Below are 13,303 nucleotides of genomic sequence, written 5' to 3'. Positions count from 1 at the left end.
CGAGCGGCCCCTCAACTGTAGGCCCCGCAGGCCGGGTAGCCTGCCGATCATGGCCGACCGCACCCAGTCCTCGACCGAGATCGCCGCCGCGCCGGGCGAGGTCCTCGACGTCATCGCCGACTTCGGGTCCTACCCGGAGTGGGCCGAGCAGGTCAAGGAGTGCCGGGTCGTCACCGAGGACGGTGACGGATGGGCGGACCGCGTCGAGTTCGTCCTCGACGCGGGGGCCATCAAGGACCGCTACACCCTCGAGTACGAGTGGGACGTCGACGAGGACGGCACGGGGGTCATCTCCTGGCACCTCGTCGAGGCCGACCTCCTCAAGGGGCTGACCGGCAGCTACACCCTCGCCGAGGTCGGTGCCGGGACCCGGGTCACCTACGACCTCGAGGTCGACCTCACGATCCCGATGATCGGGATGCTCAAGCGCAAGGCCGAGAAGCTCATCATCGACGCCGCGCTGAGCGAGCTGAAGAAGCGCGTCGAGGGCTGAGCACCTGATGACCGCGCAGCGGTGGCCCGAGGACGTCGGGAGCGTCGCCGAGGAGGCCGGGCGGCTGCTCGAGAGCCTGCGCCGGGCCGGTGCCGACGCCGCGTCCTCCGCGGCCGACCGGCCGCACGAGGACGACCCAGGGTCCGCACCCCGTGCGCGGGAGGACGGCTTCACGTGCGACGACCCGGTCTGCCAGTGGTGCCCGGTGTGCCGGGCCTCGGCCCTCGTCCGCGGGCTCAGTCCGGAGACCCTCGGCAGTCTCGCCGAGCTCGCGGGGTTCGCCGCGGCGGTCCTCGGGGACCTCGCATCGGCGCGGGCCCGCGAGGAGCGTCCCGAGGGCCCTGACGAGGGCGCGCCCCGTGGCTGACGCCCCGCTCGCCGTCGGCGTCGACATCGGGGGCACCAAGGTCGCCGCCGGGGTCGTCGACGGCACGGGCACCGTCCTGCGCCGGACCCGCCGCGACACCCCGCACCGATCGACGAGCCCCCGGGTCGTCGAGGACACCATCGTGTCCGCCGTCGAGGAGATGCTCGAGGCCGAGCCGGGTGTCGTGGCCGTCGGCATCGGGGCGGCCGGCTTCGTCGCCGCCGACCGCGCCACCGTGGTCTTCGCCCCGCACCTGTCATGGCGCCAGGAGCCGCTGCAGGAGGCCCTGCGGGCGCGCCTCGACCTGCCGATCTTCGTCGACAACGACGCCAACGCGGCGGCATGGGCCGAGCACCGCTTCGGCGCCGGCCGCGGCGAGAGCCATCTCGTCATGGTCAACCTCGGCACCGGCATCGGCGGCGGCATCGTCCTCGACGGCCGGGTGCTGCGCGGCCGCTTCGGCATCGCCGGGGAGTTCGGCCACATGCGGGTCGTCCCGGACGGCATCCGCTGTGAGTGCGGGAACCGGGGATGCTGGGAGCAGTACGCCTCCGGCAACGCGCTCGTCCGCGAGGCCCGGACCCTGATGTCCGCCGGCAGCCCGGTCGTCTCCGACCTCTTCGAGCGGGTCGGCGGCGACCCCGACGACCTCACCGGCCCGCTCGTCACCGAGGCCGCCCGGGACGGGGACGCCCTCGCCCGCGAGCTCCTCGGCGAGATCGGGCGCTGGCTCGGGATCGGCATCGCCGACCTCGCGGCAGCCCTCGACCCCGGCACGTTCGTCGTCGGCGGCGGCGTGAGCGCGGCCGGCGACCTCCTCCTCGACCCGGCGCGCCAGGCCATGCGCGGCCAGCTCACGGGCCGGGGCTACCGGCCGGAGGCGCGGATCGTCGCCGCCGAGCTCGGCAACGAGGCGGGTCTCGTCGGCGCTGCCGACCTCGCGCGCGTGGCGGCGGCCGACCTCGCCTGGGCGGACGCCGCGGACCCCACCGACCGGGTCGGGCCGGACGGCTCCTCCGGCCGGGACTGACCGGCGTGGCGGCCCCCGGTCGCGCGCGGGTCGCGACGTACAACACCCGCGACTTCCTCGACGACCACCGCCTGGCCGCGCGGCTCGTGCGGGCGGTCGACCCCGACGTCCTGCTCCTCCAGGAGGTGCCGCGCCGGCTCTTCGCCCCGTGGCGGCTGCGCAGGTTCGCCGTGGCGTGCGGGATGCGGTGGAGCGGGCGGCAGACCGGGAGCGGCGGGACCACGGTCCTCACCGCCCCGCGGGTCGAGCTGCTCGAGGCCTCGCACCACCGGCTGCCCGTGCGGTGGCCCGACCGCACCCGGGGATGGGCCCGGGCCCGGGTCCGGCTGCCGGAGGGTCCCGAGCTCACGGTCGCCTCGGTGCACCTCTCGCTGAGGCCGGCCGAACGGGTGCGGCACGTGCGGGCGGTCCTCGACGCGCTGGCCGGTGTCGCCCCCCTCGTCGTCGGCGGGGACCTCAACGAGGGGCCGGACGGTGACGCCTACCGGCTCGTCGACACCCCGGGCGGGCTGGCCGCAGCCGGGCCCGAGCACCCCACGTACCCGGCCCGCCGCCCGCACCGGCGGCTGGACGTCCTCTTCGCCTCGCCCGAGGTACGCGTGCTGCCGCCGGGGCCGGTCGCCGTGCCAGAGGGGGCTTGGTACCGGGCGAGCGACCACCGTGCCGCGTGGGTGGATGTGGTGGTGGAGGGCTGCGAGACGGCCGGCCCGGAGGGGAGGACCTCCGACCCTCCGGCCGGGTGAGCAGGTCGGGCGTCCGGGAAGGGTCACCGCCGGCCCAGGCGGTCGTGCACCGCGGCCACCTCGCCGGCGACCGCGCTCGGTTCGACGACGTGGACGGAGGCACGGAGGGCGAGCCCGACGATCGTCATGACCAGTGCGTCGAGCTGGTGCGGCTCGACGAGGCGATGGCTGTGCTCGCCGCTGCGGTCCAGGTACTCGAAGCGGACCGCCTCGTGGTCCCGGCACGCCGAGACCAGTACGCAGAGTGCGTCGGAGTCGACGGTCTCGTCGGCGGAGGGGAGCCGGCGCAGCGCCACGACGCTGTCGTGGAAGGCCGAGACGCGCCGCCTCAGCCGGTGGGGGAGGGACTGCTCGATCTTGGCGAGTGCCTGCCGGGACGTGTCCTCGATGTCGCTGATCGCGGCTCCGGCGGCGGCGCGGATGTCCGGAGCAGGGAGAGCAGCTGCAGCGCCCGCGCGGTGGGGTCCTTGTACACGTCCCGGAACGTATCGCCGTCCGCGGACAACGAGTGTCCTGAAGTGTTCCTACCGTCGGCGTCGTACGAGTCACCCCACAGAGAGAAGGACCGGACGATGCCGACAGTGACCGGATTTCCCGAGGCCACGACGATCCCGGTCAACGGAGTGGAGCTCGAGGTCTTCGAGTCGGGACAGCAGAACAGGGGCAACCCGATCGTGCTCTGCCACGGGTTCCCCGAGCACGCCTACTCGTGGCGTCATCAGATGCCTGCTCTTGTCGCGGCCGGCTTCCACGTCATCGCCCCCAACCAGCGTGGCTACGGCGGCTCCTCGTGCCCGCCCGAGGTGACCGACTACGACATCGAGCACCTGTCCGGCGACCTCGTCGCCCTCCTCGACCACTACGGGTACGACGACGCCACGTTCGTCGGTCATGACTGGGGCGCCAACGTCGTCCGGGGGTCGGCCCTCCTGCACCCAGGACGTGTGCGTCGCCTGGTCAACCTGAGCCTGCCGTACCAGCCACGTGGGGACCGACCCTGGGTCGAGCTCATGGAGGAGGTGCTCGGCGAGGACTTCTACTTCGTCCACTTCAACCGGCAGCCGGGTGTCGCCGACGCGGTCCTCGACCGGAACGCCCGCAGGTTCCTCGGCAACATCTTCCGCACGAACCAGCCCGTGGAGGCGCTGCCGCCCGGGATGGCGATGATCGCCCTCGCCGAGACGGAGGCCCCGACCAGGAGGTCAGCCTCGACTGCGGTCACTGGATCCAGCAGGAACGGCCGGAGGAGACCACGCACGTGATCCTCGGCTGGCTCGAGCGGCAGGCGGCCCGGTAGCCACCCGGCCGCGGTCGGCCGGTGTCCGCCGGGGGGCAGGACGCCGGCCGTCCGTCCCGTCGCGCAGTGGTCGGCCGGCCGTCGTCAGACGCGGGCGCCGTCGTCGTCCTCGTCGCGGTCGCGTGGCTGGCGCAGGACGAGGAGCGCGAACCCGAGGAGGGAGAGCACGAGACCGGCGAGGAACCAGCGGGTGCTGTGGAACGGCCGGGCCATCGCGACGTAGACGAGGAGGAGGGGGCCGCCGACCAGACCGATGACGGCACCCCAGAAGTGGAGGTCCTCCTGCGGCGGCAGGTGGACCGGCGGCGGGTCGTAGTGCTCGTCCTCGAGCGCCGGTGGCGTCGCGCCGGGCTCGGCGGGTTCCGGCACCCGCCACGACGAGGCGCCCGTCGTGCCCTCGAGTGGCGAGGGGTTGACCCCGGACGGGGGCGGCGCGGGGGCATCCGGGCCGGCCTCCGGCTCGTCGGCCTCGCGGTCCTGCTCCGGAGCCGTGGGGCCGGCGTCGGTCGGGCCCACGGCGCGGCGGCCGGTCTCACCGCGCTGCGGCAGCGCCGCGGGGTCGTCCCAGGCCGCGACGATGGACGCGAAGCGCTCGTCGACGTCGCGCTCGTCCATCTCGCCCGGCCGGTCGTTCACGGGAGGCACTCCTGCTGCATCGGTGACAGCCCGATCTTCGCACGCCGGAGGCCCCGGGATACAGCGGCCGTCCGTACCGTGACGGCCCCCGCGGTCCGGGGGACGTGCACTAGGCTTCCGAAGAGCACGCGCAGAAGGGTGGTCCGGTTGTTCTACTGGATGCTGAAGACGGTCGTCCTCGGGCCGGTCCTCCGCCTCCTCTTCCGGCCCTGGGTCGAGGGTGAGGAGCACATCCCGGAGACCGGGCCCGCGATCTTCGCGAGCAACCACCTGTCGTTCTCCGACTCGATCTTCCTTCCTCTCGTCGCGCCCCGTCGGGTGACGTTCCTCGCGAAGTCGGACTACTTCACCGGGGCCGGGCTCAAGGGCCGCCTCACCGCCTGGTTCTTCAAGGGCGTCGGCCAGCTGCCCATCGACCGCTCCGGGGGCCGGGCCAGCGAGGCCGCGCTGAGCTCCGGTCTCAAGGTGCTCGGTCGGGGCGAGCTGCTCGGCCTGTACCCGGAGGGCACCCGCAGCCCCGACGGCCGGCTGTACAAGGGTCGTACCGGCGTCGCACGGATGGCACTCGAGGCGGGCGTGCCGGTCATCCCGGTGGCCATGATCGACACCGACAAGGCCCAGCCCACGGGCGCGCGTGTCCCCAAGCTCGTCCGGGTCGGGGTGCGGGTCGGCCAGCCGCTCGACTTCTCGCGCTACGAGGGCATGGAGGGCGACCGCTTCGTCCTGCGCTCGATCACCGACGAGATCATGTACGCCCTCATGGAGCTGAGCGGTCAGGAGTACGTCGACATGTACGCCACGGCGATGAAGGACCGCATCGCCCGGCAGAAGAAGGCCAAGGCCAAGGAGGTCGCGGACGCCGCGACCCCGGGCCGCGCCGTGGGCGAGCTCGAGGACGTCCTGGACGCCCAGGGCCTGGACGAGCAGCACCCCGGTCCCGCGGGCGAGGACGCACCTCCGCACCGCCGCGCGAGCTGACCGGCGCCGCGACCGTGGCGGTCCTGGGTCCCCGGTCGGCCCGCACCGGCCGGCGCGAGCCGGTCGTCGTCGAGGCCTTCCACCGCGGACTCGACGTGTTCCGCCCGCTCGCGACCGCCTACGCGGTGCTCCTCACCTGGCTGCGCCACGACGACATGGTGCGCCCCTGGGTCGCCGGCGCGGTCCTCCTCGTCATGGCGGGGTGGTCCCTGGCCATGCTCCGCCACCGCCGCCGGAGCCGTCGCACGGTCGTCGCCGAGGTCGTCATCGCCGTCCTCGGCATCCTCGCGACGCCGTTCGCCGACGGCATGGCCGCGGTGTCCTCCGGCCAGTACACGATCCCCACGGTCTGGGCGGCGGGGTCGGTCGCCACGGCGGCGGTCGTCTCCGGGGCCCGCGGCGGGCTGGTGTCCGCGGCCGTCGTCGCCGTCGCCGACCTCGTCGAGATCGCCGGGCGGCCGACCCAGAGCACGCTGCACAACATCGTCATCCTCGTGCTCCTGGGCGGTCTCATCGGGCTGGCCGTCGACCTCGCCCGATCGGGTCTGGTCCGCGAGGAGCAGGTGCTGCTCGAGCGGGAGCGGCTGCGCGAGCGCGAGCGGATCGCCCGGGTCGTCCACGACGGCGTGCTGCAGTCGCTGTCGTTCATCCACCGTCGGGGCACCGACCTCGGCGGGGAGGCGGCCGAGCTCGGCACGCTCGCCGCCGACCAGGAGCGCGCGCTGCGCCGGTTCGTCTCGGGGGCCGGCGCGCCGGACGGCACCACACCTGACCTGCACGGTGCCGCCGGTGCCGAGGTCGACCTCCGCCTGCGCGTCACGGCGCAGGAGCGGCCCGACGTCACGGTCTCGGTGCCGGCCGAGCCGCTGCTCGTCGACCCGCAGGTGGCCCGGGAGCTCGACGCGGCGCTCGCCGCGGTCCTCGACAACGTGGCCCGGCACGCAGGGGAGGGCGCGCGGGCCTGGGTCCTCCTCGAGGGCGACGCCACCGGCGTCGAGCTCACGGTCCGCGACGACGGGGTGGGTGCCGAGCTCGCCGAGCTGCACGGCGCGAGCGCCCGTGGCCGGATGGGGGTGAGCGGCTCGGTCCGCGGTCGGGTCGAGGACCTCGGCGGTTCGGCCACGTGGACGACGCGGCCGGGGGCAGGATGCACCGTGCGCATCGTCGTCCCCCGTCGTCCCGAGGAGCAGCCATGAGTGCGGACCCCACGGCGCCCGAGCCGTCCCCCCGGGTCCTCGTCGCCGACGACCACCCGCTGTGGCTCTCCGCCCTCGAACGTGACCTCGGGGCCCACGGGCTCGACGTCGTCGGGACCGCCGCCGACGGCCCGTCCGCCGTCCGGCGCACCCGCGCGACGGCCCCCGACGTCCTCGTCCTCGACCTCAACCTGCCCGGGATGCGCGGGGACGAGGTCTGCCGGGCGCTCGGCGACCTCGAGACGCGCGTGCTCATCCTGTCGGCGAGCGGCGAGCAGCAGGACGTCCTCGAGGCCGTCAAGGCCGGCGCCACCGGCTACCTCGTGAAGTCCGCGTCGTCCGCCGAGATCGTCGACGCGGTGCGGGCGACGGCCCGCGGCGAGGCGGTCTTCACCCCCGGCCTCGCGGGGCTCGTCCTCGGTGAGTACCGCCGGCTCGGGGCCGAGACACCGGCCGAGCGGGAGGACCCCGAACGGCCCATCCCGCAGCTCACCGCGCGCGAGACCGAGGTGCTCCGCCTCGTCGCCACCGGGATGTCGAGCAAGGAGATCGCCGCCCAGCTCGTGCTCTCCCACCGCACGGTGCAGAACCACGTGCAGAACACCCTCGGCAAGCTGCACCTGCACAACCGCGTCGAGCTCGTCCGGTTCGCGCTGGCCCACGGCCTCGAGGACGACGACCCGGTCACGTCCTGAGCGCCGGGCGGGAGCGGCTCCGACCCGGTCCGGGATGCGGCCCCGCGGTCTCGCCCGGTGGGCCCGCACCTATCCTTGACGCTCGTGAGCACGACCACCGCCTCCGACCCTCTCCAGGCGCTCGCCGCCGGTGCCGACCTCCCTGCCGCCCAGCAGCCGGTCTGGCCCGACCCGGCCGCGCTCGAGTCGGCCGTGGGGACGCTCGCCAGCTATCCGCCGCTCGTGTTCGCGGGGGAGTGCGACGTCCTGCGCGACCGGATGGCGGCGGTCTCGCGTGGTGCGGCGTTCGTCCTCCAGGGCGGCGACTGCGCCGAGACCTTCGACTCCGCGACGGCCGACAACATCCGCGACCGGGTCAAGACGATCCTCCAGATGGCCGCGGTCCTCACCTACGGCGCGTCGATGCCGGTGGTCAAGGTCGGCCGGATGGCCGGCCAGTACGCCAAGCCGCGCTCCAGCGACGACGAGACGCGCGAGGGCGTGACGCTGCCGGCCTACCGCGGCGACATGGTCAACGCCTACGAGTTCACGGCCGAGGCCCGCACGCCGGACCCGTCGCGGCTCGTGCGTGCCTACCACGCGTCCAGCGCGACGCTGAACCTCGTGCGGGCCTTCACGACCGGCGGCTTCGCCGACCTGCGCCACGTCCACGACTGGAACAGGGGCTTCGTCGGCAACGCGGCCTTCGCGCGCTACGAGCGGCTGGCGAAGGACATCGACAAGGCGATGCGCTTCATGCAGGCCTGCGGCGCGGACTTCGAGGCCATGAAGTCCACCGAGTTCTTCTCGGCCCACGAGGCCCTGCTCCTGGACTACGAGCGGCCGCTCACCCGCGTCGACTCGCGGACCGGGCACCTCTACGACACCTCCGGACACTTCGTGTGGGTCGGCGAGCGCACCCGCGACCTCGGTGGCGCCCACCTCGACTTCGTCTCGAAAGTGCGCAACCCGGTGGGCGTCAAGGTCTCCGCGAACGCCGACGTCGACGACCTGCTGCGGATCATCGACCTCGTCGACCCCGACCGCACGCCCGGCCGCCTCACCTTCATCACCCGGATGGGGGCGGGTCGCATCCGCGAGGCGCTGCCGGGGATCGTCGAGAAGGTGACCGCGGCGGGTGCACCCGTCTCCTGGGTCTGTGACCCGATGCACGGGAACACCTTCTCGTCGGCGTCGGGCTTCAAGACCCGCGACTTCGACGACGTCGTCGACGAGGTCCGCGGCTTCTTCGAGGTCCACCAGGCGCTCGGGACGCACCCCGGCGGCATCCACGTCGAGCTCACCGGCAACGACGTCACCGAGTGCATCGGTGGGTCCGAGAAGATCCTCGACGCCGACCTCGGGACGCGCTACGAGTCGGTGTGCGACCCGCGGCTGAACCACCAGCAGAGCCTCGAGCTCGCGTTCCTCGTCGCCGAGATGCTGGCGCAGGACTGACCCGCGTGCCGGAGATCGTCGCGGACCTGCTGTCCGACACCCTGACCCGTCCGACCGCCGCCATGCGCGAGGCGATGGCCCGCGCCGAGGTCGGTGACGACGTCTTCGGCGAGGACCCGACCGTCCGGGCCCTCGAGGAGCGCGTCGCGGGGATGCTCGGCCACGAGGCCGGGCTGTTCACCCCGACCGGCTCGATGGCCAACCAGCTCGGCCTGCGGCTGCATGTCGTGCCCGGCCGCGAGATGCTCGCCGACCAGCTCGCGCACGTGGTGCGGGCCGAGCTCGGTGCCGCGGCGGCGTTCTCGGGCATCACGAGCCGCACCTGGCCGAGCGAGCAGGGCCGGCTCGTGGCGTCGGGCCCGCTCTCGCTCGTCACGACGGGAGTGGGGCCGTACCAGGTGGAGACCGCTCTCGTCGTCGTCGAGAACACGCACAACTTCGGCGGGGGCACGGTGCAGCCGCTCGGGGCGATCCGGGAGGTCCGTGCCGGCACGCGGGCGCTCGGGGTCGCGATGCACCTCGACGGCGCGCGGCTGTGGAACGCCCACGTCGCCACGGGCGTCCCGCTCGCCGAGTACGGTGCGGAGTTCGACACCGTGTCGGTGTGCCTGTCCAAGGGGCTCGGCGCGCCGGTCGGGTCGGTGCTCGTCGGCTCGGCCGAGGCGATGGCCGAGGCGCGGGTGTGGCGCAAGCGCTACGGCGGCGGGATGCGTCAGGTGGGCGTCCTCGCTGCGGCCGGTCTGCACGCCCTGGACCACCACGTGGAGCGCCTCGCCGACGACCACGCTCGCGCCCGCCGCTTCGCGCAGGCCTGTGCGGACGTCGCGCCCGCGGTCGTGGATCCCACGGCGGTCGAGACCAACATCATCGTCCTCGACGTCGCGGCGGCCGGGGTGAGCGCCCGGGACTTCGTCGCCGCGCTCCTCGACCGGGGCGTGCGCGCCTACGCGATCGGCCCGGGGGCGGTGCGTCTGGTCTGGCACCTCGACGTCGACGACGCCGGCACCGACGCCGCCGTCACTGCCGCCACCGCGGTGCTGAGCGGCTGACGCCGCGGCACGGCAGGGGCGCCGCAGAGGCATCGTGCGGGACCGCCGACTCCTGGACCCCGAGGGACCCGGACCGCACCGGCCCGGGTGCGGCGTCAGACGATCGTGACCTTGACGGTGCTGCCCTTGGGGCGCTGCCCGTCGGTCGGGTCCTGGAAGCGCACGGTGCCGAAGACACCTCCGAAGGCCCGCTCGACCTGCACCTGGAAGCCGGCCTCCTCGAGGATGCGCCGGGCCTCCGGCAGCTGCTTCCCGACGACGTTCGGCACGTCGACCATGACCGGGCCCTTGGAGACGACGAGCTTCACCGTGTCGCCCTTGAAGAGCGTGCCGTCCCGGGGGGACTGGCTGATGACGTCCCCCGCCGGCACCGTGTCGTCGTTCTGCTGCTCGCCGGAGTCGACGTTCAGGCCGAGGTCGCCCAGTGCGCGCCCCGCCTCCTCGGCGTTCTTGCCCGTGAAGTCCGGGACCTCGATCGGCTCGCGGCCCTTGCTGAGGACCAGCGCGACCTTCGCGTCACGCTTGGCCTGCGTTCCGGCCTCGGGCTCGAGGGAGACGACCTGGCCCTCGGGGACCTCGTCGTCGAACGTCGACGTCACCTTGCCGAGCGCGAGGTTGGCCTCCGCGAGCCGGCGCTCGGCCTCCGCCCGCGTCATGCCGGTGAGGTCGGGGACCTCGTAGCGCTCCTTGCCCTTGGAGACGGTGAGGACGACGTCGCTGTTGCGCCCCACGTTCGAGCCGACACCGGGCTCGACGCCCATGACGGTGCCGGCCGCGATCTCCTCGGAGAACGCCTCCTGGACCGTGGGGGAGAGGTGCGCCTCCCGGACGGCGGCGACGGCCTGGTCCTGCGGGCGGTCCAGGACCGACGGCACCGTGGCGGTGGCGCCAGGCCCGAGGAAGAAGAACCAGGCGGTCGCGGCCGCGAGGAGCATCGAGGCGAACGCGGCCGGCCACCAGTTGCGGCCCCTCCGGCGTCCGCTCGGGTCGGCGACGACGACGCCCTGGAGCGGCCGGGGCGGGACCGACAGAGCCGTGGTGTCGCTGCCGCCACCGGGGGAGGGCCGGTCGGCCGACGGGGCGGCGTGCCGCGCGGGGAAGGCCGCGGTGGCCGTGGGCAACGAGGCGGCCACGGCCGCGGCCGCGCCGGCCGGCCGGGCGTCGAGGACATCGGAGGACAGGGTGGCCCGGGTGCGGCGCACGAGCTCGAGGAGCTCACCGGCGTCGGCGGGGCGCTCGTCGGGGTCGCGGGACGTGGCCACGGCGACGAGGTCGTCGAGCGCCGGCGGAAGGTCGTCGACCCGGCTCGAGGGCTGCGGGACCCCGCCGTGGACGTGCTGGTAGGCGACGTGGATGGGGGTCTCGCCGGTGAAGGCCTTGGTGCCGGTGAGCATCTCGAACAGGACGAGCCCGGCCGCGTAGACGTCCGAGCGGGCGTCGGCCCCGCCGCGCTCGACCTGCTCCGGCGACAGGTAGGCGACCGTGCCGAGCAGTACCCCGGACGAGCTCGTCATCGTCTGGCTCGAGACCGCCCGGGCGAGGCCGAAGTCGGCCACCTTGACGGTGCCGTTGTCGTTGATGATGACGTTCTCGGGCTTGACGTCACGGTGGATCAGGCCCTTGCGGTGGGCCTCACCGAGGGCCTGGAGCATGGCGTCCAGGACGTCCAGCGCGGCGCGCGGCGAGAGCGTGCCCTGCTCGGCGAGGACCTCGCGCAGGGTCTGCCCGGAGACGTACTCCATCGCGAGGAAGACGTGGCCCGCGTCCTCGCCCTGGTCGTAGACCTGCACGACGTGCGGATGCGAGAGCGCGGCGGCCGAGCGGGCCTCTCGCCGGAACCGGTCGACGAACGTCTCGTCATGGGCGAGGTGGGTCCGCATGACCTTGAGGGCGACCTCACGCTCGAGCCGCTCGTCGACCGCGAGGTAGACCGTGGCCATCCCGCCGTCGGCGAGACGCGACAGCACGCGGTAGCGGCCGTCGAGAGTGCGCCCGATGAGGGCGTCGTCCGTGGATGACACCGCACGAGTGTACGTAGTCACGGCTCTCCTCCCGATCCCCGTCCGGTCCTCACATGCGCTTGCGCAGCGACATGACGTTGGCGACGTAGCGCCTGGTGTCCGCGTACATGCCGCGTTGCCGCACCGAGGCCAGCCCCTGGTAGTAGGCGGCCACGGCCGTCTCGGTGTTCGACGTCGCGCGCCCGAGGGCCCGGAGCATGACGACACCCGCGGTGATGTTGTCCTGGGTGTCGAGCAGGTCCAGGCGGCGCCCGACGAGCGAGGAGGCCCACTCGCCTCCGGCCGGGATGACCTGCATGACGCCGACGGCGTTCGCGGGGGAGACCGCGCGCTGGTTCCAGCCGGACTCCTGGTACGAGATCGCGAGCGCCAGCTTCGGGTCGACCCCGTGCCGCCGGGCGGTGCGGGCGACCATCGCCTTGACCTGGTCCCGGCTGGGCACCGAGCGGGCCGCGAGCCTGGCGTGGTTCCGGCGGGCGGCGGCGACGACGTCCTCCGGGTAGCCGACCCCGTTGAACGTCGACGGCACCGAGGCCCCGGAGGAGGTCGAGGTGGTCTTCGTGCTGCTCTTCGGGCTGCCGGTGGGGATGCGCAGGCGCTGGCCCGGGTGGAGCAGCGAGCGCGTCGAGATGCCGCTGGCCGAGGCGATCTTCGCGGGTGTCGTGCCGTAGCGGGCGGCGATGTGGCTCAGGGTGTCGCCGGAGCGGACCGTGTACGTGCGTGCCGCGGACGCCGAGGTGGCCTTCGAGGCCCGCTTCGCGGTGCGCGACGCCGTGGTCTTCGTCGTCGTGCGGGTCGCCCGGACCGTGAGGCGGTCGCCCGGGTGGATGAGGCTGGAGGCGCGCAGGCCGTTGGCCTTGAGCACGCTCGCGACCGAGACGCCGTACCGCGCGGCGATGTGGCTCACGGTCTCGCCGGCCCGCACGGTGTGCACGGTGCGCTCGACGGCCGGGGTGGCGGTCCTCGCCGCCTTCTTCGCCGGGGCCGAGGTCCGGGGGACGCTCAGGCGCTGGCCGGGGTGGATCAGGCCGGGGTTCGCCAGGTGGTTGCGGGAGGTCAGCGTGCCGATGGTGGTCCGGTGCCGCGCGGCGATGCCGACGAGCGTGTCACCGGACCGCACGGTGTAGGTGGTCCAGCCGTGCGGAGCGGTCCGTGAGCGCTCCACGAGCGCGGTGACGGACTCCAGGACAGGAGTGGCGGGAGGAGGTGCGGCGACGACCATGACGAGGGGTCCTTCGGCGAGATGACGGATGGGTGTCCGTGTGAAATCTGGGCAGGGTGAGGCCAACGTTACCCGAGTGACGTGTGGTAAGGGAGAGACTCGGAATATCCGACGTCTCGCGGGTCCTGCGGCTGTGGCA

14 protein-coding genes are annotated in these 13,303 nt (G+C 73.8%); 10 read left to right on the top strand and 4 right to left on the bottom strand.

The genetic code is table 11. The annotated features are described in order from the left end of the window. Nucleotides 1-49: 49 nt before the first annotated feature. From JQN72_RS07265 to JQN72_RS07250, 4 genes are read left to right on the top strand one after another with little or no spacing between them, the layout of a single operon-like run. Complete coding sequence (locus JQN72_RS07265) at nt 50-493, top strand: SRPBCC family protein (protein ID WP_204134500.1); 444 nt, start codon at nt 50-52, stop codon at nt 491-493. A gap of 7 nt (nt 494-500) precedes the next feature. Beyond that, a complete protein-coding gene (locus tag JQN72_RS07260) occupies nt 501-860 on the top strand; it encodes a hypothetical protein (protein ID WP_204134631.1) in 360 nt (119 codons plus the stop codon). Beyond that, on the top strand, nt 853-1,890 hold the full coding sequence (locus JQN72_RS07255; protein WP_307812493.1) for an ROK family glucokinase: 1,038 nt from the start codon (nt 853-855) through the stop codon (nt 1,888-1,890). The genes JQN72_RS07260 and JQN72_RS07255 overlap by 8 nt, the downstream gene beginning before the upstream one ends. A 5-nt stretch (nt 1,891-1,895) precedes the next feature. Next, nucleotides 1,896-2,633 carry an endonuclease/exonuclease/phosphatase family protein gene (locus JQN72_RS07250; protein ID WP_204134499.1) on the top strand — a complete coding sequence of 246 codons (738 nt, stop codon included), beginning with the start codon at nt 1,896-1,898 and terminating at the stop codon, nt 2,631-2,633. Nucleotides 2,634-2,656: 23 nt separating this feature from the next. On the opposite strand, the gene JQN72_RS07245 is transcribed toward JQN72_RS07250, so the two are convergent. Then, on the bottom strand, nt 2,657-2,929 hold the full coding sequence (locus JQN72_RS07245; RefSeq protein WP_204134498.1) for a hypothetical protein: 273 nt from the start codon (nt 2,927-2,929) through the stop codon (nt 2,657-2,659). Between the two features lie 276 nt (nt 2,930-3,205). Here JQN72_RS07245 and JQN72_RS07240 point away from each other — a divergent pair, with 276 nt between their 5' ends. After that, entirely contained in the window at nt 3,206-3,895 is a 690-nt protein-coding gene (locus JQN72_RS07240) for an alpha/beta fold hydrolase (RefSeq protein ID WP_239100276.1), read from the top strand. 119 nt (nt 3,896-4,014) lie between these two features. On the opposite strand, the gene JQN72_RS07235 is transcribed toward JQN72_RS07240, so the two are convergent. Continuing rightward, nucleotides 4,015-4,566 (bottom strand): hypothetical protein, encoded by a 552-nt coding sequence (locus JQN72_RS07235; RefSeq protein WP_204134497.1) that lies wholly within the window; start codon nt 4,564-4,566, stop codon nt 4,015-4,017. 147 nt (nt 4,567-4,713) lie between these two features. Between JQN72_RS07235 and JQN72_RS07230 the strand changes: the two genes are divergently transcribed. The 5 genes from JQN72_RS07230 (at nt 4,714) to JQN72_RS07210 (ending at nt 9,921) form a co-directional block, all read left to right on the top strand. After that, nucleotides 4,714-5,544: a 1-acyl-sn-glycerol-3-phosphate acyltransferase gene (locus tag JQN72_RS07230; protein ID WP_204134616.1), complete on the top strand. Its 831-nt coding sequence runs from the start codon at nt 4,714-4,716 to the stop codon at nt 5,542-5,544. 14 nt (nt 5,545-5,558) lie between these two features. Next, nucleotides 5,559-6,740: a MacS family sensor histidine kinase gene (macS, locus tag JQN72_RS07225; RefSeq protein WP_204134496.1), complete on the top strand. Its 1,182-nt coding sequence runs from the start codon at nt 5,559-5,561 to the stop codon at nt 6,738-6,740. Then, entirely contained in the window at nt 6,737-7,435 is a 699-nt protein-coding gene (locus tag JQN72_RS07220) for a response regulator transcription factor (RefSeq protein ID WP_204134495.1), read from the top strand. Before macS ends, JQN72_RS07220 begins: the two co-directional genes overlap by 4 nt. A gap of 84 nt (nt 7,436-7,519) precedes the next feature. After that, nucleotides 7,520-8,872: a class II 3-deoxy-7-phosphoheptulonate synthase gene (locus JQN72_RS07215; RefSeq protein ID WP_204134494.1), complete on the top strand. Its 1,353-nt coding sequence runs from the start codon at nt 7,520-7,522 to the stop codon at nt 8,870-8,872. A 5-nt stretch (nt 8,873-8,877) separates the two neighbouring features. Beyond that, nucleotides 8,878-9,921, top strand: coding sequence for a low specificity L-threonine aldolase (locus JQN72_RS07210; protein ID WP_204134493.1), 1,044 nt, complete (start codon nt 8,878-8,880; stop codon nt 9,919-9,921). Between the two features lie 95 nt (nt 9,922-10,016). Here JQN72_RS07210 and pknB read toward each other — a convergent pair whose 3' ends face one another. Further along, entirely contained in the window at nt 10,017-11,942 is a 1,926-nt protein-coding gene (gene pknB / locus JQN72_RS07205) for a Stk1 family PASTA domain-containing Ser/Thr kinase (protein WP_307812492.1), read from the bottom strand. Nucleotides 11,943-11,991: 49 nt separating this feature from the next. Then, nucleotides 11,992-13,164, bottom strand: a complete 1,173-nt coding sequence (locus JQN72_RS07200) for a LysM peptidoglycan-binding domain-containing protein (protein WP_204134491.1) — start codon at nt 13,162-13,164, stop codon at nt 11,992-11,994. Between the last annotated feature and the right edge of the window lie 139 nt (nt 13,165-13,303).

The sequence above is a fragment of the Phycicoccus sp. CSK15P-2 genome (assembly GCF_016888005.1).
GTDB lineage: Bacteria > Actinomycetota > Actinomycetes > Actinomycetales > Dermatophilaceae > Phycicoccus.
The sequence above is the reverse complement of the archived record's forward strand: the minus strand, read 5'-3'. Positions and strand labels throughout refer to the sequence as shown.